Here is a 26,579-nt window from a genome sequence, read left to right as displayed (position 1 = left end):
ACATCTCCAAACTAATATATTGAATCTAAATATTTTCTTCCTGTGGTTGTTTTTAAATATTTATCCTTAAAAGTTTCGATAGCGCGTCTATTCATGTTATCTTCATAAGCATTTACTAAAAAATCAGCTTCAATTAAAATTTGTAGATCTAAGCCATTAATTTTACTATAACTATGATGGTTTCCGATTAAATAACAAACTCTATCTACTATATCTCCATCTAGATTTAAATCTTTAAGTAACTCTCTAGCTACTGGAGGACCCTCTATTTCCTGATAATTGCCAGCAGAACTATTATATTTTCTTTCGCTTTCCTTAATGCCTATATCATGGAGAATAGATGATATTTCAAGTATCAAAAGTTCATTATCTTTAAGTCCTTCTAATTCCCCAATGTTTTTGCTAAAACTATAAACCTTAAGGGCGTGATTTATTCTTCTAGCATCTTTTTCAAAATAGAAAATCATTTTTTGTAATACTAAACTTGGAATATGCTCCATAAAAACACCTCTTAGTTAATTTATATAAATGTATTTTATCACTTATTTTATAACTTGTTCAACTTCTAGAAAAAACTGTTATTAATATATGTAAGATAATTGAGGATATTAATGAAAAATTATCAATAATTGTAGCATTGGAGGAGGAATTTTTAAATTTTGAAAAATTTATATTGTTTGAGACATGTTCATTTGTTAGAATATACATAGGTAATAAATAACCCAGCGGGACAATAAAGTGCCCGTTTGAAAAAATAGCCCTTTCGAATAACCTTTAATTTTAGGCTATAAATTCTAATTGTTAGGGAGGAGTAACAAATATGATGTATTCAAAAGAAGTTGAAGAAATGTGTGTAGTTGCTAAAGGCCCAAATCATGGACCAGCACCAATTCCTGTAGAAGGAAAATGGGTACAAGCTAAAGAAGTTACAGACATATCAGCATTAACTCACGGAGTAGGCTGGTGTGCACCACAACAAGGAGCTTGTAAATTAACTTTAAACGTTAAAGATGGAATTATTCAAGAAGCTTTAGTTGAAACTATTGGTTGTTCTGGAATGACTCACTCAGCTGCTATGGCATCTGAAATATTACCAGGAAAAACTATATTAGAAGCATTAAACACAGACCTAGTTTGTGATGCTATCAATACAGCTATGAGAGAATTATTCCTTCAAATCGTATACGGAAGATCTCAAAGTGCTTTCTCAGAAGGTGGACTTCCTATAGGAGCAGGTCTTGAAGACTTAGGAAAAGGATTAAGAAGCCAAGTTGGTACTATGTATGGTACTTTAGCTAAAGGACCAAGATACCTAGAAATGGCTGAAGGATACGTAACTAACGTTGCTTTAGATACTGATAATCAAATCATTGGATATAAGTTCGTTAACTTAGGAAAAATGATGGAATCTGTAGCTAAGGGAGTAGATGCTCAAACAGCTTTAGAACAAGCAACAGGTCAATATGGTAGATTTGATGATGCTGCTAAAGTAATAGACCCAAGACATGCATAATTAAGTGGTTGAAGGAGGATAATTAACATGGCATTATTTGAAAGTTATGAAAGAAGAATAGGACAGATAACTCCAGTACTAGAAAAGTACGGAATTGCATCTATGGAAGAAGCAAGAAAGATTTGTCAAGATCTTGGATTTGATCCATATACAATAGCAAAAGAAACTCAACCAATCGCATTTGAAAATGCTGGATGGGCTTATGTTTTAGGAGCTGCTATTGCTGTTAAAAAGGGAGCTAAAAAAGCTGCTGATGCTTCTACTGCTATAGGAGAAGGATTACAAGCATTCTGTATCCCAGGATCAGTTGCAGATGATAGAAAAGTTGGTTTAGGACACGGAAACTTAGGAGCTATGCTTTTAAGTGAAGAAACTAAATGTTTCGCATTCTTAGCTGGACACGAATCATTCGCAGCAGCTGAAGGTGCTATCAAAATAGCTGAAAAAGCTAACAAAGTAAGAAAAGAACCATTAAGAGTTATATTAAACGGTCTTGGAAAAGATGCTGCTCAAATAATCTCTAGAATTAATGGATTCACATATGTTCAAACTAAGTTTGATTACTACACTGGAGAATTAGCTATAGTTAAAGAAATAGCTTACTCAAACGGTCCAAGAGCTAAGGTTAGATGCTTTGGTGCTGACGACGTTAGAGAAGGTGTTGCTATAATGCATCATGAGGGAGTTGACGTTTCTATAACTGGTAACTCAACTAACCCAACAAGATTCCAACATCCAGTTGCTGGAACATACAAAAAAGAAATGGTTGATCTAGGAAAGAAATACTTCTCAGTTGCATCAGGTGGTGGTACTGGAAGAACTCTTCACCCAGATAACATGGCAGCAGGTCCAGCTTCTTATGGTATGACTGATACTATGGGAAGAATGCACTCTGATGCTCAATTCGCAGGATCTTCATCAGTTCCAGCTCACGTTGAAATGATGGGTCTTATCGGAATGGGTAACAACCCAATGGTTGGAGCTACAGTTGCAGTTGCAGTTGCTATTGAAGAAGCTTTAACAAAATAATTATAGAATTGAATTAAGTCTTGTATTTAGCTATAATAAAGCTTTTTACAAGGCTTTTTTTCTATTTTATAATTTGTATAAAGTCTTATAGAATCGTATGAATTTTTCTCGGTAATACACAAGTAGTACACAGGTAATACACAGAGGTAATACACAAAGCTAATCGAAAGAATTAAGGTATTTTATTAATTTCTTTCTTTAATTGCTCAATTGTTCTATGAGTATAAACTTTTTCTGTAACATCCTTAATTGCATGACCGACTATCAACTTTATAATATACTCATTAATATCATATTCTTTTGCAAGAGTAATAAAGGTGTGGCGAGTATCATGTGGCATATGATTCATTCCTAAGTTATCCATAACATTATTGAAACGTGATCTATATTTATCATAAGTCATGTGCGTTCCTTGCTGTCCATTTAAGTCATTAAATAAATATTCATTAGTTTCATCATAACAACCTTTGACTAGTGGAAATATTTTAGAATGAATAGGTACAATTCTATTTTTACCAGCATCTGTTTTTAATCCACCGAACATTGTTTCGTTTATTAGATTTATATCAATGTTTTTGAGAATTGAAAGCTCTTGAGGTCTCCATCCTGAATAAATTCCTATTAAAATCATATTGACAAAAGGAATATCAATATTGTCCCATAAAATTTGCATTTCATCATGGGTAAATGGGGTTCTTTTGATTTTAGTTTTAGTTTTTTTAACGGAATTACAAAGAGCGGCGTAATCTTTATCGCATATTTCATGCTTAAGAGCGTATTTATACATTAAGTTAAACATTGATTTTATTCTTGCTTTTGTACTTTCTCCAACATTAGCATTTTTAATTGTTTCCTCAAGATGTATGACTCTTATGTCCTTAAATCTCATATTATATAAAGGCTTACAATAGTTATAGGCAGATTTCCATGTCCTTACTGCGGAAGGTACAATATTTTCAAAATGTTCGTTGCTCCATCTTTCATAAACTTCGGAAAAGGTTATGGAATCAGTTTGTAGGTCATATGGATTAGCGTTATATTCTGCTAGTGCTTGTAGAGCAAGTTGTCTGCTTTTATAATAGCCTACAGTTTGATATAATTGTTTTCCTGTTTCATCCCAGCCAGCAGTTCTTCTAGCTCTCCAAGGGTTTCTTCTAGTTCCATTCAATTTATGAACTGAACCAAATCCGTTTGGATTTTTCATATAATATCCTCCTTGTGCGAATATATGTTCTATTAAAAAGTAAAAATATATAGTGCTTTTATGCACCACCTCCTTAACATAATTTAAAACATTTTTAAAACTCCAAAATGGGGTTCAAAATAAACTGTGTAGTTATCAAGCTTAAGCATGATACCATATTTCTCTTTATAATGGCTAAGAGCATCTTCGAGAAAAGCTTCGGTCACTTCTAAGTATTCAGCCATTTCAAATTTATTTCTAGCTCCATTATTAAATGCATCTAGAATATTTTTAATGCTTACTAACTTTTCATAACCCCAATTACGTGCAATTTTTTCTTTTTTAATATTTGTAACATTGTCTTGATTTAATATATTTCCAGATGTTGTGAAATGATGTCCAAGTTCTTCAGCTAGGACACATTTTTTATGAATATCTGATTTAAGATTTGAATTAATGGCTATTTTCCCATTTTTATAAAGTCCACTTAATCCATTTAAATAATGAACTTTAGAAAAATTATCTTCTTTAACTTTAACTATTCCTTCATAATTTACAAGTAGTTCTTCATAAGTCAAACTAATATCTCATCCCCTTTATACGTGTGTTACTCTTCATCATCTTCAAAAAGTGCATCTATATATTTTTCTATTAACTTTCTTTTTTTAGGTGTTAAATTTTTACCTTCAAAATGAGCAGCTAGGGTATCTATTTCATTATTATATTTTCTAGGCTTTTCTTCATCGTTAGATATGCCAATAATATAATCACTAGTTACATTAAATATTTCAGTAAGCTTTTTTATTGTTTCTTCAGTTAAATCTACTACACCATTTTCATATTTTGATATTGCGGCTTTTTGAACATTTAATAGTTTCCCTAATTCTTCTTGGGTTAAATTGTTTCTTAATCTCAATTCTTTCAATCTATTCATATCAACAACTCCTATATTTATATTAATATTATAAAAGTATCGTAATAGGAAATAAAGCAAATATCTTAATTGGAAACAAATTTGAAAAAAAGTTAAAAAAATATCTTGACAAGATACAAGGGGGTGATATAATTAAAGTATCCCAACAAGATACTTGGGTTGCTTAGGAGGATATTAATGTTAGAAAAGTTGAAAGAGATTAGAATAGAGAAGAGAGTTAGTGGACATACATTGTCTAAAATATTAGGCTTTAAAAGTCCATCAGCATATTATAAAAAGGAAAAGGGAATTACTCCTATGACAATAAGTGAAGCTGAAATAATAGCTAAATATTTAGGTATAAAAACAGAAATTTTTTTTAATGAGGAAGTATCTTTATAAGATACAGAAGCGTTACAATATGAAAATTGAAGTATTAAAAGGAGTGAGAGGGTGGAAAAAAATATATCAATAAAAAAGGCATCTGAAGTTATGGGTAAATCGCAACAGTTTATAAGAGTAGGGCTTCAAAAAGGATTATTACCTTTTGGAACTGCTGTTAAATTAAGCTCAATGTGGACATATTATATTTCACCTAAGCTATTTTATGATTATGTAGGTATATCAGAAGTAGTGGGGTGATTAAATGAATATCAAAATAATGTTTCAATTTATAACACTTTGTAAAAATAGAAATATTATTCCGACATTCCGAGGATTACTTAATTTTAAATGGTTTTATTATTAGGAGATAGTTTTATGAAAATAGAAATTTCAAGAGCAAAATTATATGAATATATAGATAAGTATGGAGTAAATGATAAGCGAACAATTAAAATTAGTCAAAAACTAGACAAGCTATTAAATAGTGAAGGGAAGTAAGGATATGAATAATGCAAGAAGAAAAAGAATTGAAGAAGTTATGATCAAGTTGGAGGAATTAAAATCAGAAATCGAAGAAATCGGAACTGAAGAAGCTGAATACAGGGACAACATGCCAGAAAACTTAATGTGTTCTGAAAAATATGAGAAAGCAGATACTGCTTGCGATAATCTAGATGGGGCTTTTGAAGATTTAGGAGAAGTTATTAATTATCTTTCAGAAGCTATGGAATAGAAGGTGATGGAATGAATGGGTTAAATTTGAGGTTTCAATCCTTAGAGACAATAGTTAATGATGTCAGCTATGGGGATATGTATAAGCAACAATATTTAGTAAAACTTTTGATAAATGGAGGATATGACGAATTTAAGAAAGTTACAACATTATTTGAAATGGAAATAGCTTCAGGTAATGAGAGGGCAAAGGAGAAACTAGAGGAGGTTCTAAGGCTTTCGGGGCTTAATGAATATGTATGAGGAGGGGAGTCTATGAAATTAACATATAGAAGATATATCGGATTAAAGGCTTTAGGGTGGTCTGATAGGCAAATAATGAAGATGCACAAATTAAATTACAATGAATTTGCATTTTTTAAAAAAGGGCATAAAGGCGTTTTAAGAATATGAATTAAATATTTTTAGAGTTTACATATTTAACGTTGTAAACTCAATAAAGTATTTAATAACAAATACTTTTGATAAATTTGAATACTTGGGAAGCGTGTATATCCGTTATCATCACGCAGTGGATACAATAAAGTATAGTTTTAAGAAAATTAAAACTATAGCTTGAACTAGGAATTATCTGATGATTTCTGTAATTTGAATAGTGGGTTCGATTTCTGTTATTCAGAGCAGTATTGATATTTGATTATTTTAGGCATATGTTGCGGGGGTTGTATCGGCAGTATATATGTTATGGCGTTTAGCCAATAAATCATAAGTATATAGATGTTTTAATCATGTTAAAGGAAAAAAGAATGAAAATAATCGATGTAAAGATTAAAGAGATTAATGTAAATGAGTATGTTTTTAAGGTTAAAGACAAAGAAGGTAAAGTAAGGAATACAAATGGTAAGTATTATTTAATTGAAAATAATAAGAGAACATCAGGTATGTTTAATGATTTATTCACTTGTATACACAAGTTTATAAAAAAAGAAAAAATAATAATTAATTAAAAAATGAAATTACGGAGGTATTTATTATGGCAAAGGTTATGAAAATTATTCCAGACATCAACAAAACATTCGGAGATTTAATGTATTTAGGAAAGGAAGACAGATTCCTTTATGTAGATGGAAAAAAGGGAGAAACTCCTACAGGAGCAATTTACAAGCTTGCATCAAGTATACAAGGTGGTGAAGTTTCTGTTTATATTGAGGGGACACCAAAAGAATTTGGCTTTATGTCAAAAGTTTCAGTAAAAGATGTAGAAATTACCCATAGAGCACAAGTCAGTGGGAATTTTGCAAATGTGATAACAGCAATAAATGCGGTTGACATTGTTTCTGTTGATAAGAATTCTTCTAATCAAGGTAATCAAGCTCCAGGGGCTAAGTAATGAAAAAAAGTAAAGGCGTTAGAATAAGGCAATATCATAAGAGTGTAGTATTAAAGACATTCTTATTTGGTGGTATGGCTCTATATACCGCCTTTCTTTCTTTATTCCTAATGCTTAGATTTAAAAATCTTAACAACCTTCAGAAAGGCATTGAAACTGATTTAATGGGCACAGGCCTTTCTTTTTTAGTTGTACTAATAATAACAATTGTAATAATGGGACTTTTTAAATTTGTATTTAAGAAGTTCTTTTTTAATTTAAATAATAAAAGAAAGTTATGTAAGGTGATTTTAAATAATAACTTTTTCTTATTAGAAAATATTAAGAGCGGAAGTGGTAAGAGTAAAAAAAGATATATTTATTTTCCAAGATTCTATTATTCATTTAAAGATGAAAAAATCACAATAACCATTGAATTAGATGGTAGTAAATTTCATTCAAAGTATTTAGATTTAGGTTCAGTATTAGAACAAATGTATAATGCTGAATTGATAGATAAAGTTGTTAAAAATTCAGAGGTTATATATATATTACAGTTAATTTCAAAGAGTAGAAGATTATCCTTAGATATTAAGGACGAGAGGAAATTTAAGGCTGTAATACCACTTATGGAGGGATTAAATTGGGATATTATTAATGTCCCTCATGCTATTGTTACAGGGGGGACAGGAGGTGGAAAAACTTATTTTTTATTTTACCTAGTTAGGTCTCTGTTTAATTTAGAGAATGAAGTGGGTGACCCCTTGGAGTGCATTGTTAAAATAATTGACCCTAAAATGAGCGATTTGTCTTTTTTAGATTCGGTATTACCTGGAGATGTATTCTTTGAGGAGGACAAAATTCTTAAAGCTTTAAGACTTGCAGTTGAAGAAATGGATAGAAGATATTCTCTAATGAGGATTAAAGAAAATCAAAAGATTGGATCAAATTTTTTAGAGCATAATTTAAATCCTTATTTTATAGTTTTTGATGAATTTATTGCATTTGCTAGTGCACTAGAAAAGAAGAAAAAAGAAGAATTAAGGGATAGATTGTTTCAAATTATATTAAAAGGTAGACAAGCTGGAATATTTTTGATTCCAACATCTCAAAGAGCAGATGCCGAGTTTTTATCAGGAGCAGTAAGAGACAATTTAGGACTAAGGGTGTCGCTTGGTAATTTATCAAGTGAAGGATATAAAATGACTTTTGGTGATGTTGAAAAAGAATTTTTACCAAGAACTGAAAAAGGACAAGGGTATGTTTACTTAATGGGAGAGTCGAAAGTTCCAGTTGAATTCTATTCTCCATTAATACCAGAGGATTATGACTTCATCGAAGATATAAAGGAATTGTTATCTCGTAGAAAACGGAGTTTTTCAGTGGAACGTAGAGATAATGATTCCTTGGCGTTAGCCTTAGAGGAGAGTGACATAAAGGAGGAAGTGTAATGGCTGAAAAAAATTGAAGCCCCCGGCAAGTAACACGGGGGTACTATCATCATTTGAAAGTTATTTAAATCCCGTTGTAGACTGGGTTCAAGTGACTTTCAAAAAATTCAAAATTGAAAAGATAATAAAAGATGTTTTAAAGCTTGAAGCTGGATTTTTTACTAAAAATGACTTTGGGTTTTATGGATATAAATATTCATATCAATTTAATGATATTTTGGTTCTTTATAATGGAGACAGTGATGTAAGTGGTATGGGAGTTCATCTTCAAATGTCAGGAAAAGGGTGTAGACAATTAGATTTCTATTTAAAAGCTCAACAAAGAACTTGGAAGGATTTCTTTATGGATTGCTTTAATTTAGAAACAAAGTGTAACTTTAGTAGATTAGATGTGTCTATTGATGATGTTAAAACCTATTTCAAAATTCCACAATTAGTTAAGAAGATAAAAGCTGGTGAGATAGTCTCAAAATTTAAGTACTCTTATAACTTTGAGAAATTAAAGAATTCAGATGGTTCTAATGCTGGAACAACATTGTATATGGGGTCACCCACTTCCAATGTTAGATTTAGATTTTATGAAAAAAACTATGAACAAGCGTTTAAACAAGGTGTTGAAGTTGAGGAAATAGGAGACTGGAATAGATATGAAATACAAATGAGAAATGAGAATGCTACCGAGTGTGCGAAAGTATTATCAAGAGATAGCAATATATTGTATGTAGTTAAATCTATTTTGAATAACTATGTGAGGTTTACTAATAAGAGCGACACTGATAAGTATAAATACAGGTGGAAGACATGGAGAAATTGGGAAAGGTTTATAGAAGATGCTGGAAATCTTAGTTTGTATATAAGACCAGAACCTAAGACATTTGAAGATACTTATAGATGGTTGATAAAGCAGACTAGTAATTCTTTAAAGACAGTTGAAATAATAGAAAATTCATTAGGGATTAATGGGGAGCTGATAGAAAGAATTATGAACTCTGCTAATTTAAAACCACAGCATTATGAGAAGATTGTAAATTACTTAAAACAAAAAAGTCAGTTTGAGGACATGGAAGATTCTCTCCCTAGAGACATAGAAGGGCGAAGCTAGTATTTAAATATTGGATAGACCTTAGTGGATAACGTTAAGTTTGAGATTTTGAAATCTATGAGTCGACATTCTGCCCATCCGGCGAGGATATCACAAACAAGACTATGAGGTAAAGGAATACTTGGAAAGGTACGTAGCAATACGCTTTGAGCTAAATTTTTAGAGCGTAATTATAATTACGCTTAATTTTATATAAGTGAAAAGGAGGAGTATATGAAGTTAAATAAAATTAAAGTAATTAAAGGGACTAAGAAAATGTCTCCGTTAAAAATAAGGAAAGTACTTGTAGCTTTCTTTTGGATCATTCTTGTTTCAATGATACTGCTTGGGTTTATAAATATAAGTTATAACAAGAAAAATGAATCTAATTCAGGGACTTCAAAACCAGAGAATCAAGCGACTAATAGTTTTGATGTTGGAATTACTACTTTTTCAACTAAGTTTGTAAAGACTTATTTTACTTTTTCATCAGATGATGCAAGTAGGCAAGAAAGAATTGTTCAACTAAAGAATTATATGACTGACGAGCTGGTCAATTCTAGTTCTTCTAATATAGCTGAAATGAAAGGTGTTAGTTCTGTAGTTAATAATATTGATATTTGGAATGTTGAGCAAATAAAATCATCTGAAGATAATAATTTTAAGGTAAATTTTACAGTTTATCAAGAGTTAACTACTTCTGAAGGTAGTAAGAGTAATGTTGATGATACTTATTTTATTTCAGTTCATAAAGATGATAAGGGTAATTATATAGTTATTCAAAGTCCTACGGTTACAACTAAGCCTAGTAAGAGTAGTTATAAGGTTAAAAATGAACTTCAAGCTGATATTAACTTAACTAATGAAGAAAGGAATAAGATAAATGATTTTTTAAATACATTTTTTAAGATTTATCCTAAGGCGAGTTCAAAAGAGCTTGTTTATTATGTTAAGGATAATATAGAACCATTAAATAAAAATTTAGACTTGGTTAGTTTAAACAATATAGTAATTACAAAAGTCGAGAATGGTTATTCTGTATCGCTTGATGTAGTTTATAAAAATAATCAAACTAAATTTCAAAGTTTGAACCATTTTGATATTGGATTAATAACTCAAAATGGAGAGTTAGTAATTAATAAATTTTAGGAGGTAGAACAAATGAATTTTGGACAAAACATTTTTTCCATAGTACAAGATAATGTTGGGTATTTATTTTTAGCTGTATTAGTTGGTTTAGCTTTGTATTTTCTTGTTAAGAAGGAAATATCTAAGTTTGTTGGGTTTATAGTGGCGTCGTTATTAGCATCTGGCTTTATCTTTGTTCCAGATGTTGTTAAAGATATACTTGTTAATTTATTTAAAAAGATATTTAGAGTATCGTGAAGAAAAGAGTATGTCTATTTAAACATCTAAAAGAGTACAAAGTAACTGCTTTATTAGATGATATTATAGTTTTTAGAGAAAGATATGTAAGTTATAATGTTGCATTAGAGGAGGCTGTAAGGCTAGGAAAAGAAATGGGTGTGAAAGTTGAATTTAAGGTGTAATAAGCTTATGGAATGAAATAAATTCTATAAGCTTTTTTTATAGAATTAATTAAAATGATTTGATAGGAAAGGAGGGGTACTTTGAAACTTTGGAAAGATAAAGTTGTATCTATTAAGAGTGGGGAAGATTTATTAAGTGAATCGGAAAGTTTAAAAGAACAACGGTTTACTAATCAGCAATTACTTAATGATTTGCTTGATTATTTTATAACTTCTAAACCTAAAGATTTAGCTTTAGTTCAAAGAGGGCTTAAAAGTAAAGATGAACTTTTAAATGAGGCTAGAGCTTATTTAAAAACGAAGAAAATCGAAGTAGATCAAGTTAATGAAGTCAAGGAAATGTTTATTAATTATATTTGGGGTTATCATATCCTAGATGAATTAATTAATGATAAGGACATAACAGATATTAAGGTTCTAAGTAAAGATATTGTAAGAGTGAAGAAGTTTGGTAAAAGGTATACTTCTAATGTTAAGTTTTCATCTACTGAAGAATTAGACAGATTTATAAGAATTGTTGCTATTAAAAATAAAGTAAATTTATCTTATATAAATGCAATACAAACATTTACTGATAAAGATACGAATAAAGATTTTATTCTTAGACTAAATATTTCAACTGAATATGTTAATTCTGTTGACCATGCGTATTTACACATTAGAAAGATTTCTAAAACTAAATATACATCTGAAGATTTAATAAGATTAGGATTAGCAACAAAAGAGCAGATGAAATATTTAATTGAATGTGTAAAACAAGGAAAAGGAATTATGTTCACTGGAAAAGGAGCTAGTGGAAAAACAACAATATTAAATACGCTATTAGATGAGATTCCACATTCCTCATGTGGTTTGGTAATTCAAGAAAATGAAGAGCTATTTAGTAATACTCATCCTGATCTAATGTTTCAAAAAGTCAAAATAGCAAAAGGAGAGGGAAAGATTGAATATACATTAAAAGATTTGTCTGTCAATGGACTTCTTATTGACTTGGATTACTTTGTAATAGGTGAGATAAAAGGAAGTGAAGCTAAGTATTTTCTAAATGCTTGCTATACAGGTCATAGTTGTATGGGTAGCGTTCATGGTAGTAATTCAAGAGAAGGTATGAATAAGCTTGTAGACTATATGAAATATGATAGTGATTATACAAGAGAAGATTTATTAAAGATGCTATCAAGTATGGATATAGTTGTGTTTATGAAGAATTTTAAAATAGCGGAGGTATCAGAAATAACTGGTTTTGATTATGAAAAAAAAGAGCTTGTATATAATCCTGTGTATGAAAATACTACTAAGCTTAATGAAAGTAAAAAGATAATCTAATTTAGAAAAACTTAAAGTAAAGAGAAGGTTTAAGGAGGTGTTATATATTGGTGTATGAGCTTTTGGTAGGTAAGATAATTTTATTTGTAAGCATAATGTCGTTTATATATTTCCTGATGAAGTATATAAGTGAAAATAAGCTAGTCAATAAAACAACAAATAAAATCTTTGATGCAGCAGAGACAAGCTACAGTAAAAGAAAGCACAAAAAAGAAGCTCAAAGAATTGAAGAAGGAAATATACAAAGCAAGTCTTTCATTAATTCAATTGATTTACTCATAGAAAGAAGTCACATAAAAGAAAAACTACCATTTTTAAATACAGAAGTTTATATATCTCTAAGTATTATGATTTCAATGATAGCATTTTTGGCTGGAATACTTATAGTGCACTATTGGCTGATAGGTATTGTATTTGCAATGTTTTCTATAATTGCCTTGTATGCAATACTTTATATTATTTCAGGAATAAACTATGAGAGGATAGATAAAGATGCATTAACGTTTTTAAATATAATGGAGAATTATTCAGGAACTAATGATGATATTGTAACGATTATGGGAAGGACATATCCTTATTTGAAAAATCCATTAAAGAAGTATGTTGAGGAGTTTTATAATGAATGTAATTCAACTGGTGACCTTACAACGGCATTTAGTAATTTAGAAATGAAAATAGAGAATGAACGCATCAGGGATATTATAAGAAATATAGAAATTTGTAGTCGGCATGAGGCAAATTACAAAGAGATAATAGAAGATTCAAGAGATACATTAAAGGACTACTTAAAGTCAAAACAAAACAGAAAAGCCATAATTAATAATGGCAGACTTGAAAATTTAATGTGTATTGCTATGTGTTTTATAGTGCTACTTGTAATTAAGTCCTTTGTGCCTGATTTAGCACATATACTTCAAGGAAATTTTGTAGGGACTTTAATACTTTTATATAATGTGATTGTTATTGGAATAATTGCAAAGGGTATGATTTCCTTTGATAAGGAGGGGTGACAGAATTGCAGTTAATAAAGATAGCTACATTTGTTTTTATGATAATCATAAGTGTAATATGCTTTATTCTAGTTAAGGGGATATTTACTCATAAATGGTTAAGTAAAATAGATTTAAAGAAAGCTGATGGCAAATTTAAAGAGTCAGAAAAATATATTGCCTTTTATAAAAATATAGAAAAACACTTAAAGCAAATGGGCTTTAAAGAAATATTTGGAAAAGATGTAACGCCTACTGAATTTATGCTAGTAAAGATAGTTTTAGCACTAGTTTTTTCAGTAGGTGTTTTAAATCAAGGTATTCTTTGGAGTATTGCTTTAGGGATAATAGCATATTTCTTGCCTGATGTTTTAATTAGGATAGGAAATAGTGTTGATAATGAAGAGATTCTTCCAGATTTAAAAAGAGTATATGACACCCTTAGAATACAAACAAAGGCTGGTGTTTTTTTAACTATGTCTTTAACAGAGTGTTATTTATCAGTTAAAACGCCGAGACTTAAAAAAGCTTTACTTGAACTTAATAGTTATATCTTAACAAAGAGTGATATTGATGAAGCTGTTGAAGATTTTAACTCTAAGTTTAAAAGTCCTTATATTGACACTTTTTGTATTGTTATAAAGCAAAGTGTGAGTAGTGGTAAAACGGTAGAAATATTGGAAGATTTGTCAGAACAGATTAGTGATATTCAAGATGCTATTAATTTAAAATTAGCTGAGAGAGTTAAGGCAAAATTGCAATTTCAGCAATTGCTTATATACATTGGAGTAATTGCTATAGTTGTATATTCAATGTTTATAGAGATATTAAGCAGTTTGTCTGCTTTGTAAGAATATGCAAAATATAAAAATATAAATAAGGAGGAACATTAAGCATGTTCAAATACAAAAATTTATTAATTAATTTTAAGAATAAGGTATTAACTAAGAAAAAGAATGGTGGAGGAAAAGAGATAATAACTGATATAATATTGATTCTTATTGGGCTAGTATTGTGTTACTTATATAGAGATCAACTTAAGAGTATTTTAGTTTTATTTCTTAATAAGGTTCAGGCAGGAGCACAAGGCATATCTGATTCGTTTTAAGAGAGGGTATTAAGGAGTAAAATTCATTGGAAAGTGAGATTTAAAGGGGTTAATTCCCCCCTTTAAAAAGGTTAACTGTAAAATAGAAAAATTAATAAGTAGAATGAATAGATTTTGAAGGAAGGTAGGTGAATAATTCAGTGAAGCTTAAGAAAAAAGATGGTTCAATACAAAAGTTTGGTATACCTTTAATATCTCTTGTGGCTATTTTTATTGTAATAATGGTGTTTATTGTTACAAATGCTAGCCTTGAAAAGAAAGATAAGGTAGATATTATAGTTAGGGATTATTTGCTTAGTATGGAAACTGAAGGATATTTAATACCTACTGATGAAGAACAGCTTGTGAATGAATTAAAGGATTTAGGTGTTAAAAATATAAATTTAACTGGAACTACTTTAAGTAATGTAGGATATGGGAATAAGATAACCTTATCTGTAAGTGGAGATTTAGAAGTAAAAGAGTATAGTTTAAATAACTTATTTTCAGTAAATAAGAGAGTCTCAACTTTATCTATTAATATATTAAAAAGCTCAATAGCTAAACATTAATAGGTGAAGTTATGAAGATGAAAAAAAGAAAAGGTAGTTTAGAGATTTTTATAGCAAGTGTTATTTTAACACTTGTACCACTTATGATAGTTACAAGTTTAAAGTTAAGAGAAATAAAGGTTACGAGTAATTTAGTTGAAGACGGTTTGGTAGCTTCAAATTTAGCGGCTGCAACAATAGATTTAAAAGAATATGGAACTACAAAAAATATAATAAATACGGATCATACCAAGTCATTTAATGATTTCGAAGATGCTTTAAAAGTAAATTTAAAACTAGATGATAATTTCGAACCTAAAAATAAAAGACTTATTAGTAGTAGAGTTAATATTGAAAAATTCACTATATATAATGTTGTAGGTAATAATATTCAAGTAGTGAGTAGAAATACAGATGGGAGTTTTGAAACTACAATGATTAATAATGGATTTGGGAGCTATAAGACACCTGATGGAGTATTGATAAAAACAACTACAATATATAGTAGAATATCGTTTAAGGTTAAAGGACTTTTAGGTGCTGAATATGATGTATTTAAACAAAAGAGCGTTGATATTTCTAATTAAACGTTGTTAAAGGAGGTCTTTTAATGAAAATTGGATTTGATGTGGAACAATGGACAAATAAACCACTTAATGAATTTACAAATGAGCAATTGATTGAGTATTATTATAAGCTTAGATTGCAATCTAAACAAAAAGAATTAAGTGTTGATAGTCCAATGGTAGATTTTTATGTGATAGACTTGCAAAAAGAAATTATAAAGAGAATGATAAGAAGGTGAAAAAGTGAAGTTAATAAATAAAGAGAATTTTAAAGGAATATTTTTAAGCTTAATAGTTTCAGTAATAGTTTTTATAGGGCTTTTAATAGGACAGCAATCAATATTAAATCCTAATGGAACTACTATAGCATATATAGCAACGAGTAATATAGGAAAAGGTACTTTAATAACTAATGATAATATAGGTAAGCTGTTTAAAACTAAAAAAGTAGATGGTGAGTTGGAGGTTGATAATGCAATAAAAAGTAAGAGAGATTTATTAAATAAAATAGTTAATGTTCAAGTGAATAAAGGACAAGTAGTATCCGCTAATGAATTTATTGACAAAGAAAGTGTTTTAGCTAAGATTGAAAATCCTGTTGAGGCATCTTTTAAGGCAACAGATATTTCGCAAGTTGTTGGTGGAACTATAAGAACAGGGGATATGATTAATATTTCAACAATAAATCAAGTAACAAAAGAGAATGAAAATGTATTAAATAATGTTTATGTAAATAGAACATTTTCTAATGAAGGGAAGGAAGTTAATAGAGGAGATACAACGCCAGTTGTTGCAATAAATATATTAATTTCAAAAGATGATGAAGCTAAATTAAATAAAGCATTAGGTACTGGTCAGGTAAGAGTTTCTAAGATTGACAAATAAGTGAAAATGAACCCTTGATTTATACGGCAAATAAGCGTATAATATAATTAAGATATATGGTAAATAACATCATAAATTACAGCTAGTTATATATTGTGGAAATTATGTAAAGTGAATGTTAAAATAAGTATATTAATTTTAAATGAAGTGGAGAATGTTTATGCCAAGAATAGATATTAAGGATATTGATGAAGAAACATTAAGAAAATTAGATGAACAGTGTAAAAAATATGGTGTTAAAAGTAGGTCTGATTATATAAGGCTTTTGATAAAGATGGATATAATGACAAGTATAGTTGAAAGAATAAATAAAGAAAACAAATAGAATGTTAATTCATTTTCAAGGGGGAGTTCAAAATGGGTAAAGGGAAGATAGCAAAAATATTTTTAGGAAGTATGATAATTTCAAGTATTATTATTTCTTCTAGTCAAATAAAAGTTCAGGCACAGACTTTAAATAGTAAGAGACTGCAAGGAAAAGATAGATATGAGACTGCAACGGCTATAAGCTATGAAGTTATTAAAAATTCTACTGTAAATAATGTAGTTTTAGCAACTGGAAGTGACTTTCCTGATGCTTTAACTGGAAGTGTATTAGCGGCAAAATTAAATGCTCCAATACTTTTAACTGGAAATGATAGTTATAATGCTATGGATTTAGATTTTATAAGAAAGAATTTATCTAAAACTGGAACTATATATATCTTAGGTAGTTCAGGTGTAATTCCTGATAAGCTTATAAGTCAAATAAAGGCAAATGGGTATAACAATGTGATAAGACTAGGCGGAAAGAATAGAGAAGAAACTGCTAGAATCATAAATCAAAAACTAAGTGTACCAAAGGGAACGCCAGTGGTAATAGCAACTGGACTTGATTTTCCAGATGCGTTATCAATTTCTAGTGTAGCGGGAATTAAACAATATCCTATAGCACTTAGTTATAAAGATAGTTTACCAGCTCCTAGTATAAGTACGCTAAAAGATATACAACCTAGTAAGATTTATATAGTTGGAAGTGCTGGAGTTGTTTCAGATAAGGTTGTTAATCAAATAAAGGCGACATTACCTTCTATTAGTTCTAGCAACATTGTAAGAATCGGTGGAAAAGATAGATTTGAAACATCTGTAGGTATAGCAAAGGCTTTTAATCTAAATACAACGAATGCAGTTATAGCAACTGGCTTTGATTTTCCAGATGCATTAAGTGGAAGTGTACTAGCATCAAAATTAAATGCTCCTATACTTTTAGTAAATGACAAGGATATTACAGCTACAAAACAATATTTAGCTTCAAATACCAAGATAATTAACTTAACTTTCCTTGGTTCTTATGGTGCAATAGGTCAAGATGCTGAAAGAAATTTGACCAATATAACAATACCACCAAAAGTTTATCAACCAGATGTTCCAGAAAGACCATCAGTTTCATATATGAATTCAATATCAAAAACAGCTGATGCCTCAATAATTGATGGAGGAATGATAAATGAAAGAAAGTTACCATATGACGGAAATTATTATCATATTCAAACAACAGATAGATTACCTAATGGTTCACTTTATATACAAGACTACTATTTTAAAGTTTTAAAAGAAGAAACTCAAGTAGATGGAAAAGTTCGTAGATATGTTTATATGTTAATATCCACAAATGGAGCAGCTTGTTTTGGGGAAGGGTATTATTTAATGATGAATTAAAGAAGGTGATTTTATTAAAATAAGATTAATAGTAACAGGAATGTTAGTGGGAATAGGAGTGATACTTTCCACTAGTATTCCTGCTTTTTCTTTACCAGTAGAAAGTAAAACAGTGACACAAACAAAAACAAGTTCAAGTAATGACTTGCCCAATTCTATATATTATGATGATGGCACGTATGTTGGGGTACTAACAGGACAAGGAGTGACTAAAACTCTCATAAGCGGTTCTCCAGCTGATAGTAAGATAGTTACTGGGGTAAATGATGCATATGGGAATTGGATTGATGATGGAAGAACTCAGAAGAAAAAGAAATGGGGAGTATGGAGTTGGGCAAATGGTAGTTGGATTCCAAGGGGAACTCTTGACCAACCACAGCATGATGAATATATGGTTCATGGTTGGACTTATGTACAATTGGATACTGACTATCTTTGGTTATATCCGTTGTCTCAAAATTATAGAGTTGGAGAGTATAGCGGAATAGTATATAGACAATCAGACCCCGCATTTGATATTCAGCCAGCAAATCCAGAACCACCTCGTGATGGAGGATTTCAAATAATGGAATCTTATTGGAGTACATGGTATTACACTGGTACAGTATCTAAACCAGATACAAGGGTTTATAAATATAGTCAAAATTATTCTGGGACTGTAACGCTAAAAGCATCTGATATTAAGTCTAATCCTGTTTCAATATCAGGTAATGAATACACGAATAATAATATATATTGGGTACAACCTAATAATCAATTTTCAATTAAGATAAGTGGAAGTACTGCGACTGCTAATTCAGATTATAAAATTAATTCACTTCATGCAATAATGAAAGATGAAACAAATTCACAAATTAATTTCAATGGATATGTAAATAATAGTCAAAATACTTCTTCTAATGGGACAACTACAAACAGTTCAGTTTTAATGCAGCTTATTTCTACAAGTGTTAATAGAACTAGTTCTACTAATACTGAAGCTAATTTTTCAGCTAAGATTACACAAGATAATAAAACCTATTATATTTATCCTTTATTAAGATTATACCAAGATGGAGATTATACAGACCCTACGAAGTTATTAAGGGAAACAACGCTATGGGAAGATATTAAAAAGGCAGTTGTAAAAAGTGATGGGGTAGCTCCTAATGGTATAGTTGACTGCTATTATGACAATGTTACATCTGATATGAGCATAAATGTATCCAATGTAGTTGAGATTGGTTCAGGTGTAAAAAGAATATGGGCAGAATATTCACTTAATGATAGTCAATTAAATGTTGTAGAAGAAGATTTAAAAAATAATAATGGAATATATAAAGGAGGAAAAAATCTACAAGATTTATTTAATGGAAATGCTGATACGGTAAATGTAAAGGTAAAGGCGATTGATAATGTAGGTAATGAAAGAACTCTATTAAGTAAAGATACTGATGTTTTTACATTGAATGCAAATATAGTAAGAGTTCTTGACCCACATGACCCAATATTTAAAAGTGGAGAAAAAGGAATACTTAAGATAAATGTAACAGGAGGAGTTGATAGAATTAATATAACATTCCCTACGGAATTAAGTTCTTTAGATGATACACTTAATAAAGAAATTACACTTACTCCTCAAAAGGCAGATAGTATAGATTATGAGTTTTTTATACCATTAGAAACGGAAATGAATAGTTATAACGTACAAGTAAAGGCTTATAAGAAAGATAAAGAGAAAGTTGTATATCCACCATTTTCGGTGACTGGAAACATTCTTGATGAATTAAAAACTAGGATAAGGTTAATGAATAGGTAAGATGGCTATTGTAGTGTTCTCTATAATAGGCGTTTTTATTTTTTATGGGGCTTTATTAATAGTCAAGTGTAATGATAATAGTGATTTAGAGATAAAAAGAGAAATTATAGTAAGTATATCAATTCTAGTGTCTGTAGCTGTGTTGTATTACAAATATAAATTAAGTATGAGTTTTGTATTTCTTTTTTATCTCTTTATATATTTAATCATCAGTGCATATATAGACTATAAAACTATGTACGTGTATTCAATTTTTAACTATATTACTATGGGAGTATCAGTAATCTATCTAATAATAAATATAAAAAATGTAAGTGTTGGTTATGTGGCTATTAGTGTAGTGATTTGGTGTTGTTTTACTACATTATGCTCTAAATTTAAAATTTTTGGAGGAGGGGATAATGAGATATTGATGTCAATATCTTTATTTATAGCTGTAAAATACAATTATTCAACTTTAGAAATGTTGTTTTTAAATATGGCAATTTGCAATTTGATTTTGTTCTTTACTAATTTAGATAAATTCAATATTAAGGAAATGAGATTTAATAAAAATGTTGCGTATGCTCCAAGTATAGCATTATCGACAATATTATTAATTCTTATGTAATAGATAAAGGTACTTTAGGATTCTCTAAGGTACTTTTCTTTTTATAAATAGGAGGTGACAGTTTGAAAATAAAAGCATATACAAATATTTGGAGAATAGAAGGGATATTATATAGTATCTATGATGTAGAATTACCATTACCAGTTACGTATACACAAATAGGATATGGTCTTTCCTCATTACTTTTTACGATCATGTTTGGGGATATATTCCCATTATCTTTAATAACAAACTATTTTATTAAGTATTTTGTTATTCCTGTAGCATTTACTTGGTTTATGTCTAAAAAAACCTTTGATGGAAAAAAGCCTTATAAGTTTTTAATTTCTTGGGTTAAGTACAAATTTAGAAACAAGTTTACAACAAAATCAAGAGATATTAAGTTAAAGAATATTGTTGTAGATTATGAGATTACAGTTTTAAATAATTAGAAGGGAAGGTGTTATTATTGAAATTTCCAGTTAAATTTATTAATGATAATTTAATCATTAATTACAAAAATGAATGTTTTGTTTATTATCATTTAAAAGATTATAATTATGGTTATTTATCTGAAGATGAAAAAATGCGTATTCATAATATGTTAAATGAAATCTTCACTCAACATAATTCAAGTGATGTTCATATGCTTGTAATAGGGGCAGAAAGTTCAATTTCAAATATGAATGAGAGCTTCAAAAAGGAAATAAGGGGAGACCTTAAGGACATTGCAGTAGAACATATTGATGATATAACAGAAGAATTAACGAAGAAGTATGGTAAAAATCAAGTTAAGTACAGGCATTATATAGGCTTTAAGTTGAATACTCTTATTGAAGATATAAATCTAAAAAATATACTAAAAGAATTGAAATTAGGGTTTATAGATTTTGCGAATTCAGTAAATTCAATGTTTATAAATGACTTTACAAAAGTTAATAGTGTAGATATAGAAAAGTACAAAAAATTAGAAAAGTTATTATATAAAAGAGTGAATAAGAGATTTAGATTAGAAAAGATAACTTCTAAAGACTATGGATATATAATAAATCATCTTTATTGTAAAAATAAATGTGCTTATGAAGATTATTCTTATAAGCCTAAGCCTGTAGAATTAGGAGGGTTGTATGATATTTTAAGATTGTCTGATAGTTTTATAAGTGAAAAAGAAAAATACTTAAAGATATCTAATGATGATAATAAGGAGTATGTTTCTTATTTGGTTGTTTCAAATGTAACTTCAGAACTTGATTTCCCGGGTAGTGAAATACTATTTGATGAGGCTAGTTTAGATTTTCCTATTGATGTTTCGATAAGATTTAATGTTCTTCAAAATAAAGAGGCTTTAACTAAAGTAAGGAATAAATCAAAAGAACTTAAAGATTTAGACGAACACATATTGACAAGTAATAATGACTCTTCAAGTAGTCTTGTTGATGCTAGAGACAATGCAAATGAGCTAGAAGCTGTGCTGGATAAGACCAAAGAAAGTATGTACAAGTTAAATTATGTAGTAAGAATATCAGCTAATAGTTTGGAAACTTTAGAAGAAAGGGTTAGTACTGTTAAAGATTTTTATTCTGATTATAAGGTGGTAGTTGAAAGACCTTTTGGAGATATGCTTAATTTTCAATATGAGTTTCTTCCTGCATCTGAAATTATGGTAAATGATTATATTCAATATGTTACTTCTGACTTTATAGCATCCTTGGGATTTGGAGCGACTTCAAAACTTGGAGAAGAAAATGGAATATATATTGGATATAATCTTGATAACAATAAGATAGTAAACATAAAGCCAGCAATAGCAGCACAAGGAATAAAAGGTTCAATAACCAATTCTCCCTCAATGGCTTTTGTTGGGGCTACTGGTAATGGTAAATCTATGCTTTCAGATTTAATAGATTATTATTGTGCTTTATTAGGAAGTAAATTGTTAATTATTGACCCTAAAAGTGAAAGGGGAAACTGGAAGGAGGATTTAATATACTTAAGAGATCATATTAATATAATAAATCTAACTAGTGATATTGAGAACAAGGGATTATTAGACCCTTACAATTTATTTGATTTAAAGATGGCTGAAACAATAGCTGTTGAAATTTTATCATATTTGACAGGAATAACAATTAAAGATAGTAAGAGGTTTCCTGTATTAAAGAAGTATATTTCATTAATTAGTGATGGGAACAATCCTTGTATGACTAAAATAGTAGAAGCTCTTAAGAATTCAGATAATGAAGTAGCCAAGGAAATTGGTATTCACATAGAATCATTTGTAGATTTAGGTTTTTCAATATTATTATTTGGTGATGGAGAAACAGAAAAGAAAATAGATGTATCAAAAGCTATAAATATAATTCAAATTGAAGATTTGAAGTTACCTGATAAAGAAATAGAACAAAAAGACTATAGCAGTATGGAAATCTTAAGTATTGCGATGCTTATGGTTGTATCTTATTTTGCAGTAGAATTTATTGAAGATGATAGAAGTGTATTTAAGATATCTCATTTAGATGAGGCTTGGGTAATGAGTAAAGTTCAGCAAGGAAGAGTATTAGTAAATAAACTTGTAAGAGTTGGACGTTCTAAAAATAGTGGTGCATCTATAGCAACTCAATCGGCTTTAGATTTAGATGATGATGCTAAAAATAATATAGGTATGAAATTTGTGTTTAGGTCAACTAAGATTGAAGAAATTGAGGCAGATTTAGACTTCTTAGGATTGGAGGTAAATAAAGAGAATATAGATGCAATTAAGAATTTAGAAACTGGTCAATGTTTATTCCAAGATATCTATGGACATATAGGCAGATTAGATGTTGATTTAGTATTTAGTGATTTATTTAACGCCTTTGATACTCGTCCACCTATGAATAAAGAAGGTGAAGAAAATGTTTAAGGAGATAAGTAATAATAAGAAAAGGATTATTATAGCATTAGTGTTTATAGTAATCCTTTTATGTGTAGGTTCTTTTAAATATATTACTCATGCAAGTGACTTTGTATCAGATTATACCAACGCATCTAAAACATATGAGTATAATAGATACCCTTTAGATAATTATTCACTTGATTTCTATTATGATGCTGGAAGTCCAGCTCTTCCATGGAATTGGGGAGATAATGTTATGAAGGGACTAGGGACTGGAGTAAATTTAATTACAAATGCAATATTTAGTATTAATAATCTATTAGCGTACTTTGTTGGATTTCTAGTTGAGCAAGCTTATTCCCTAGATTTTATATCAGATATATTAAAACAAATTAAACCAATGATTCAAAATGTTATTGGTTTTAATGAGAATGGATTGATGTCAAATGGGCTTTTACCGGGCTTTATTATGCTATTAATTTTAGCGGTAGGAACTTATTTAGTAGTAGTTGGGCTTTTAAAAAGGGAAATGTCAAAGGCTCTATCTTCAGTTTTATCTTTTATAGTAGTTATGGGAGGGCTTGTTGGTTATTCGTTATTTAGTGACCAATACTTGTTAAAGATAAATGATTTTAGTAAGGAAGTATCTTCAGGAATGCTCGGTATAGGAAGTACTGTAGTTTCTCCAGAGAAAAGTATGACTAATGATGAAGCAGTGGCAAGTATAAGAGATAGATTGTTTCAAATTCAAGTGCAAAAACCCTATCTTTTATTACAGTATGGGAACTCAAATATAAATGATATAAATAAAGATGATTCTAATAGAGTAGCATCTATTCTAAATAATACTAATGGTTCAAATGAAAGGGAAGAAGCTGTAAAAAAGGAAGTGGAAAATAACGGAAATACTTATATGAGCATAGGTGGATTAGCAGCAAGGCTTGGAATTGTTATTTTAACGTTCTTTTTAAATATCATTTTCTCGGCTGTTGTTTTATTGTTTGCTGGTGCACTACTATATTATCAACTTTCATTTTTGTTTTATGCTGTAGTATTACCACTTAATTTAACTGCTGGACTTATACCAGGATTTTCAGGAAATGCAATAAGGGGAGTTACTAATTTGCTAGGGTCTGTATTAAAAAGGCAAGGGCTGTGCCTTATAACTTCTCTAGTTTTTACTATTAGTGAGTTTTTATATATTGTATCTGACGAAAATAAATATGGTTTCTTGTTTGTATTTTTTGCACAGTTATTATTTTTCTTTTTAGCATATCGAAAATCTAATGAAGTATTGTCTGCTTTTGATTTTATGAATGGGAAAAGTAAAGGGGATAAATTTAGTATAAAGTCACTTTATATGATGAATAGATTAAGAAAACTTACTAAACGAAAATTTGAAGGTGGTAATACTGGAGATACTGAAAGTAATCCGCTAAAGAATAATCCTGGAGCAATCCTTTTAAACAGAAGAAAAAATTTAAATAGGAAAAACACAGAAAATAATGAGGGACTAACTGATAGAAGTATTATGAGCAAAACAGGTAATAAGATAGGAAAGGCATTAAGCATAAAGGATAATATAGGCATGAAAAAGGATGCTTTAGGAAATAAAATTAAATCTACACCAAGTAATATTAAAACTGGAATTAAAAACAGAGTTGGTTCATTAGAAGATTTAAAAAATGAATATGAAAGTGAGAAAATGTTTAATGAAGCTAGGAGAAGTGTTCATAAAAATAGAATGAATAAACCTTATGGAGATAAAAAGAATAACTTATCAGATAGAAGAATGAAGAATATGAAAAGCTATGATAGTGGAAAGCCTACTACATTAAATGCAGATAGAAGTTCTAATAATAAGGCAGAAGGAAGCGATAAGCAGAATAAACGGAAGGACTATATTAAAAGAGAAAATATAAATAAAGAATTTAAATTATCTAGTGAAGGGTTAAATAGAAATAGGGAAAAGGTAAGTAAGAGTTCTATTAAAGAGACTCCAATTGATAGTAATTTTAAAAGTAATATAAGAAAAGAGTATATGAATAGGACAAATAGGGCAAGTGATAAAAGAACTTCTTCTAATCGTGGGAGGTTTATAAATGAATAAATTTATAAAGATAAAGATAGGTATTGTTTTAATACCTATCATTTTTTTTTCATTAGTTATTGGAGTGGTTCTCTTAGCTTCAGTGGTATCAGTTAAAAATGATAATGATAATGTTAATTATGAATATGTCTCAATTTCAGCAGATGTATTAAAATATAAGCCTTTAGTCGAAGAATATTGCGATAAATATGATATTAAAGACCAGATAAATATAATACTGGCTATAATGATGCAAGAAAGCGGTGGACAAGGTCTTGACCCAATGCAAGCAAGTGAGAGCGGATATAATACAAGGTATCCGAGGATACCTAATGGTATAACAGACCCAATATATTCTATAGAAGTAGGTGTTCAAGTGTGGGCTAGTGTATGGAAAGAGGCTGGCGATCTGAAACTTGCTTTGCAAGGATATAATTTTGGAAATGGGTATGTTTCATGGGCTAAAAGTAGGGGGGGATATACTCCAGAAAATGCAAAGGAATTTTCTGATATGATGGCTATTCAAAATGGTTGGAGTGCATATGGAGATATATTATATGTAGAACACGTAATGAGATATTTGAGTTCAGGAGCTAGTGTAGGTGATGAAGAATTTAAAAAGATGATGGAGGAAGTATTAAAGTATCAAGGCTATCCTTATAGATTTGGAGGGGAAACACCAGAAACAAGTTTTGACTGTAGTGGATTAACTAAATGGGCTTATAATTCAATTGGTATTTCATTACCTCGTACTGCACAAATGCAATATGATTCTATGACGCATATACCATTGAGTGAAGCTAAACAAGGGGATTTACTTTTCTTTAAAAATACTTATTCTACAAGTGATTATATTACTCATGTAGGAATTTATGTAGGTGATAACATAATGTATCATGCTGGTGATCCTATTGGATATGAGAATATAAATACTGATTATTGGCAAAAACATTTTGTATGTGCTGGAAGAATAAAATAAAA

At 29.5% G+C, this 26,579-nt stretch carries 35 protein-coding genes; 31 read left to right on the top strand and 4 right to left on the bottom strand.

Annotated elements, in window-relative coordinates:
* Positions 1 to 11: 11 nt before the first annotated feature.
* The gene (locus JK634_RS10830) at positions 12 to 500 is read right to left on the bottom strand and encodes an HD domain-containing protein (protein WP_202767662.1); all 489 of its coding nucleotides are present in this window, start codon (positions 498 to 500) and stop codon (positions 12 to 14) included.
* A gap of 320 nt (positions 501 to 820) precedes the next feature.
* Here JK634_RS10830 and JK634_RS10825 point away from each other — a divergent pair, with 320 nt between their 5' ends.
* Positions 821 to 1,513: an iron-sulfur cluster assembly scaffold protein gene (locus JK634_RS10825; RefSeq protein WP_202767661.1), complete on the top strand. Its 693-nt coding sequence runs from the start codon at positions 821 to 823 to the stop codon at positions 1,511 to 1,513.
* Positions 1,514 to 1,540: 27 nt separating this feature from the next.
* The gene (locus tag JK634_RS10820; RefSeq protein WP_202767660.1) at positions 1,541 to 2,542 is read left to right on the top strand and encodes a GGGtGRT protein; all 1,002 of its coding nucleotides are present in this window, start codon (positions 1,541 to 1,543) and stop codon (positions 2,540 to 2,542) included.
* A gap of 172 nt (positions 2,543 to 2,714) precedes the next feature.
* Here the strand turns inward: JK634_RS10820 and JK634_RS10815 are convergent, their stop codons facing one another.
* The 3 genes from JK634_RS10815 to JK634_RS10805 form a co-directional block, all read right to left on the bottom strand.
* Positions 2,715 to 3,746 carry a tyrosine-type recombinase/integrase gene (locus JK634_RS10815; protein ID WP_202767659.1) on the bottom strand — a complete coding sequence of 344 codons (1,032 nt, stop codon included), beginning with the start codon at positions 3,744 to 3,746 and terminating at the stop codon, positions 2,715 to 2,717.
* An 83-nt stretch (positions 3,747 to 3,829) separates the two neighbouring features.
* Positions 3,830 to 4,303: an ImmA/IrrE family metallo-endopeptidase gene (locus tag JK634_RS10810; protein WP_202767658.1), complete on the bottom strand. Its 474-nt coding sequence runs from the start codon at positions 4,301 to 4,303 to the stop codon at positions 3,830 to 3,832.
* Positions 4,304 to 4,332: 29 nt separating this feature from the next.
* Entirely contained in the window at positions 4,333 to 4,659 is a 327-nt protein-coding gene (locus JK634_RS10805; RefSeq protein ID WP_202767657.1) for a helix-turn-helix domain-containing protein, read from the bottom strand.
* 177 nt (positions 4,660 to 4,836) lie between these two features.
* Here JK634_RS10805 and JK634_RS10800 point away from each other — a divergent pair, with 177 nt between their 5' ends.
* The 29 genes from JK634_RS10800 to JK634_RS10660 all read left to right on the top strand — a co-directional run bounded on the left by JK634_RS10800 (position 4,837) and on the right by JK634_RS10660 (position 26,577).
* Complete coding sequence (locus JK634_RS10800; RefSeq protein ID WP_202767656.1) at positions 4,837 to 5,040, top strand: helix-turn-helix domain-containing protein; 204 nt, start codon at positions 4,837 to 4,839, stop codon at positions 5,038 to 5,040.
* A 51-nt stretch (positions 5,041 to 5,091) separates the two neighbouring features.
* The gene (locus JK634_RS10795) at positions 5,092 to 5,280 is read left to right on the top strand and encodes a hypothetical protein (protein WP_202768133.1); all 189 of its coding nucleotides are present in this window, start codon (positions 5,092 to 5,094) and stop codon (positions 5,278 to 5,280) included.
* Positions 5,281 to 5,397: 117 nt separating this feature from the next.
* Positions 5,398 to 5,520 (top strand): aspartyl-phosphate phosphatase Spo0E family protein, encoded by a 123-nt coding sequence (locus JK634_RS10790; RefSeq protein ID WP_202767655.1) that lies wholly within the window; start codon positions 5,398 to 5,400, stop codon positions 5,518 to 5,520.
* A gap of 4 nt (positions 5,521 to 5,524) precedes the next feature.
* Positions 5,525 to 5,755 (top strand): hypothetical protein, encoded by a 231-nt coding sequence (locus tag JK634_RS10785; RefSeq protein ID WP_202767654.1) that lies wholly within the window; start codon positions 5,525 to 5,527, stop codon positions 5,753 to 5,755.
* An 11-nt stretch (positions 5,756 to 5,766) separates the two neighbouring features.
* Positions 5,767 to 5,997: a hypothetical protein gene (locus JK634_RS10780; RefSeq protein ID WP_202767653.1), complete on the top strand. Its 231-nt coding sequence runs from the start codon at positions 5,767 to 5,769 to the stop codon at positions 5,995 to 5,997.
* 12 nt (positions 5,998 to 6,009) lie between these two features.
* Entirely contained in the window at positions 6,010 to 6,147 is a 138-nt protein-coding gene (locus JK634_RS10775; protein ID WP_202767652.1) for a hypothetical protein, read from the top strand.
* Positions 6,148 to 6,482: 335 nt separating this feature from the next.
* Complete coding sequence (locus JK634_RS10770; protein WP_202767651.1) at positions 6,483 to 6,701, top strand: hypothetical protein; 219 nt, start codon at positions 6,483 to 6,485, stop codon at positions 6,699 to 6,701.
* Positions 6,702 to 6,727: 26 nt separating this feature from the next.
* Complete coding sequence (locus tag JK634_RS10765; protein WP_202767650.1) at positions 6,728 to 7,084, top strand: DUF961 family protein; 357 nt, start codon at positions 6,728 to 6,730, stop codon at positions 7,082 to 7,084.
* Complete coding sequence (locus JK634_RS10760) at positions 7,084 to 8,514, top strand: FtsK/SpoIIIE domain-containing protein (RefSeq protein ID WP_202767649.1); 1,431 nt, start codon at positions 7,084 to 7,086, stop codon at positions 8,512 to 8,514. The genes JK634_RS10765 and JK634_RS10760 overlap by 1 nt, the downstream gene beginning before the upstream one ends.
* Before the next feature lie 13 nt (positions 8,515 to 8,527).
* Positions 8,528 to 9,616, top strand: a complete 1,089-nt coding sequence (locus tag JK634_RS10755) for a replication initiation factor domain-containing protein (RefSeq protein WP_202767648.1) — start codon at positions 8,528 to 8,530, stop codon at positions 9,614 to 9,616.
* Between the two features lie 213 nt (positions 9,617 to 9,829).
* Entirely contained in the window at positions 9,830 to 10,744 is a 915-nt protein-coding gene (locus tag JK634_RS10750; protein ID WP_202767647.1) for a conjugal transfer protein, read from the top strand.
* 12 nt (positions 10,745 to 10,756) lie between these two features.
* Positions 10,757 to 10,981 (top strand): hypothetical protein, encoded by a 225-nt coding sequence (locus tag JK634_RS10745; protein ID WP_202767646.1) that lies wholly within the window; start codon positions 10,757 to 10,759, stop codon positions 10,979 to 10,981.
* The gene (locus tag JK634_RS10740) at positions 10,978 to 11,145 is read left to right on the top strand and encodes a hypothetical protein (protein ID WP_202767645.1); all 168 of its coding nucleotides are present in this window, start codon (positions 10,978 to 10,980) and stop codon (positions 11,143 to 11,145) included. Before JK634_RS10745 ends, JK634_RS10740 begins: the two co-directional genes overlap by 4 nt.
* An 81-nt stretch (positions 11,146 to 11,226) precedes the next feature.
* Positions 11,227 to 12,471 carry an ATPase, T2SS/T4P/T4SS family gene (locus JK634_RS10735; protein ID WP_202767644.1) on the top strand — a complete coding sequence of 415 codons (1,245 nt, stop codon included), beginning with the start codon at positions 11,227 to 11,229 and terminating at the stop codon, positions 12,469 to 12,471.
* 116 nt (positions 12,472 to 12,587) lie between these two features.
* The gene (locus tag JK634_RS10730) at positions 12,588 to 13,481 is read left to right on the top strand and encodes a hypothetical protein (RefSeq protein ID WP_202767643.1); all 894 of its coding nucleotides are present in this window, start codon (positions 12,588 to 12,590) and stop codon (positions 13,479 to 13,481) included.
* Positions 13,482 to 13,486: 5 nt separating this feature from the next.
* A complete protein-coding gene (locus JK634_RS10725) occupies positions 13,487 to 14,311 on the top strand; it encodes a type II secretion system F family protein (protein ID WP_202767642.1) in 825 nt (274 codons plus the stop codon).
* A 44-nt stretch (positions 14,312 to 14,355) separates the two neighbouring features.
* Positions 14,356 to 14,568, top strand: coding sequence for a hypothetical protein (locus JK634_RS10720; protein WP_202767641.1), 213 nt, complete (start codon positions 14,356 to 14,358; stop codon positions 14,566 to 14,568).
* Between the two features lie 128 nt (positions 14,569 to 14,696).
* Positions 14,697 to 15,119, top strand: a complete 423-nt coding sequence (locus JK634_RS10715) for a hypothetical protein (RefSeq protein WP_202767640.1) — start codon at positions 14,697 to 14,699, stop codon at positions 15,117 to 15,119.
* An 11-nt stretch (positions 15,120 to 15,130) separates the two neighbouring features.
* The gene (locus JK634_RS10710) at positions 15,131 to 15,685 is read left to right on the top strand and encodes a hypothetical protein (protein ID WP_202767639.1); all 555 of its coding nucleotides are present in this window, start codon (positions 15,131 to 15,133) and stop codon (positions 15,683 to 15,685) included.
* A 23-nt stretch (positions 15,686 to 15,708) separates the two neighbouring features.
* A complete protein-coding gene (locus tag JK634_RS10705) occupies positions 15,709 to 15,903 on the top strand; it encodes a hypothetical protein (RefSeq protein ID WP_202767638.1) in 195 nt (64 codons plus the stop codon).
* 4 nt (positions 15,904 to 15,907) lie between these two features.
* Positions 15,908 to 16,549: an SAF domain-containing protein gene (locus JK634_RS10700; RefSeq protein WP_202767637.1), complete on the top strand. Its 642-nt coding sequence runs from the start codon at positions 15,908 to 15,910 to the stop codon at positions 16,547 to 16,549.
* Between the two features lie 160 nt (positions 16,550 to 16,709).
* Positions 16,710 to 16,874 carry a ribbon-helix-helix domain-containing protein gene (locus JK634_RS10695; RefSeq protein WP_202767636.1) on the top strand — a complete coding sequence of 55 codons (165 nt, stop codon included), beginning with the start codon at positions 16,710 to 16,712 and terminating at the stop codon, positions 16,872 to 16,874.
* Positions 16,875 to 16,906: 32 nt separating this feature from the next.
* On the top strand, positions 16,907 to 18,247 hold the full coding sequence (locus JK634_RS10690; RefSeq protein ID WP_202767635.1) for a cell wall-binding repeat-containing protein: 1,341 nt from the start codon (positions 16,907 to 16,909) through the stop codon (positions 18,245 to 18,247).
* Positions 18,248 to 18,287: 40 nt separating this feature from the next.
* Complete coding sequence (locus JK634_RS10685; protein ID WP_202767634.1) at positions 18,288 to 20,045, top strand: hypothetical protein; 1,758 nt, start codon at positions 18,288 to 18,290, stop codon at positions 20,043 to 20,045.
* A 1-nt stretch (position 20,046) separates the two neighbouring features.
* Positions 20,047 to 20,655 (top strand): prepilin peptidase, encoded by a 609-nt coding sequence (locus tag JK634_RS10680; RefSeq protein WP_202767633.1) that lies wholly within the window; start codon positions 20,047 to 20,049, stop codon positions 20,653 to 20,655.
* A 62-nt stretch (positions 20,656 to 20,717) separates the two neighbouring features.
* On the top strand, positions 20,718 to 21,086 hold the full coding sequence (locus JK634_RS10675; protein ID WP_202767632.1) for a conjugal transfer protein: 369 nt from the start codon (positions 20,718 to 20,720) through the stop codon (positions 21,084 to 21,086).
* Positions 21,087 to 21,103: 17 nt separating this feature from the next.
* A complete protein-coding gene (locus tag JK634_RS10670) occupies positions 21,104 to 23,536 on the top strand; it encodes an ATP-binding protein (protein WP_202767631.1) in 2,433 nt (810 codons plus the stop codon).
* Complete coding sequence (locus JK634_RS10665) at positions 23,529 to 25,619, top strand: CD3337/EF1877 family mobilome membrane protein (RefSeq protein ID WP_202767630.1); 2,091 nt, start codon at positions 23,529 to 23,531, stop codon at positions 25,617 to 25,619. Before JK634_RS10670 ends, JK634_RS10665 begins: the two co-directional genes overlap by 8 nt.
* Positions 25,612 to 26,577: a bifunctional lytic transglycosylase/C40 family peptidase gene (locus JK634_RS10660; RefSeq protein ID WP_207753621.1), complete on the top strand. Its 966-nt coding sequence runs from the start codon at positions 25,612 to 25,614 to the stop codon at positions 26,575 to 26,577. The genes JK634_RS10665 and JK634_RS10660 overlap by 8 nt, the downstream gene beginning before the upstream one ends.
* The last annotated feature ends 2 nt before the right edge of the window (positions 26,578 to 26,579 follow it).

Origin of the sequence: Clostridium paridis, assembly GCF_016765615.1 — a bacterium.
Lineage (GTDB): Bacteria > Bacillota > Clostridia > Clostridiales > Clostridiaceae > Clostridium_T > Clostridium_T paridis.
Note: the sequence above shows the minus strand (reverse complement) of the source record. Positions and strands in the feature narration are given on the sequence as shown.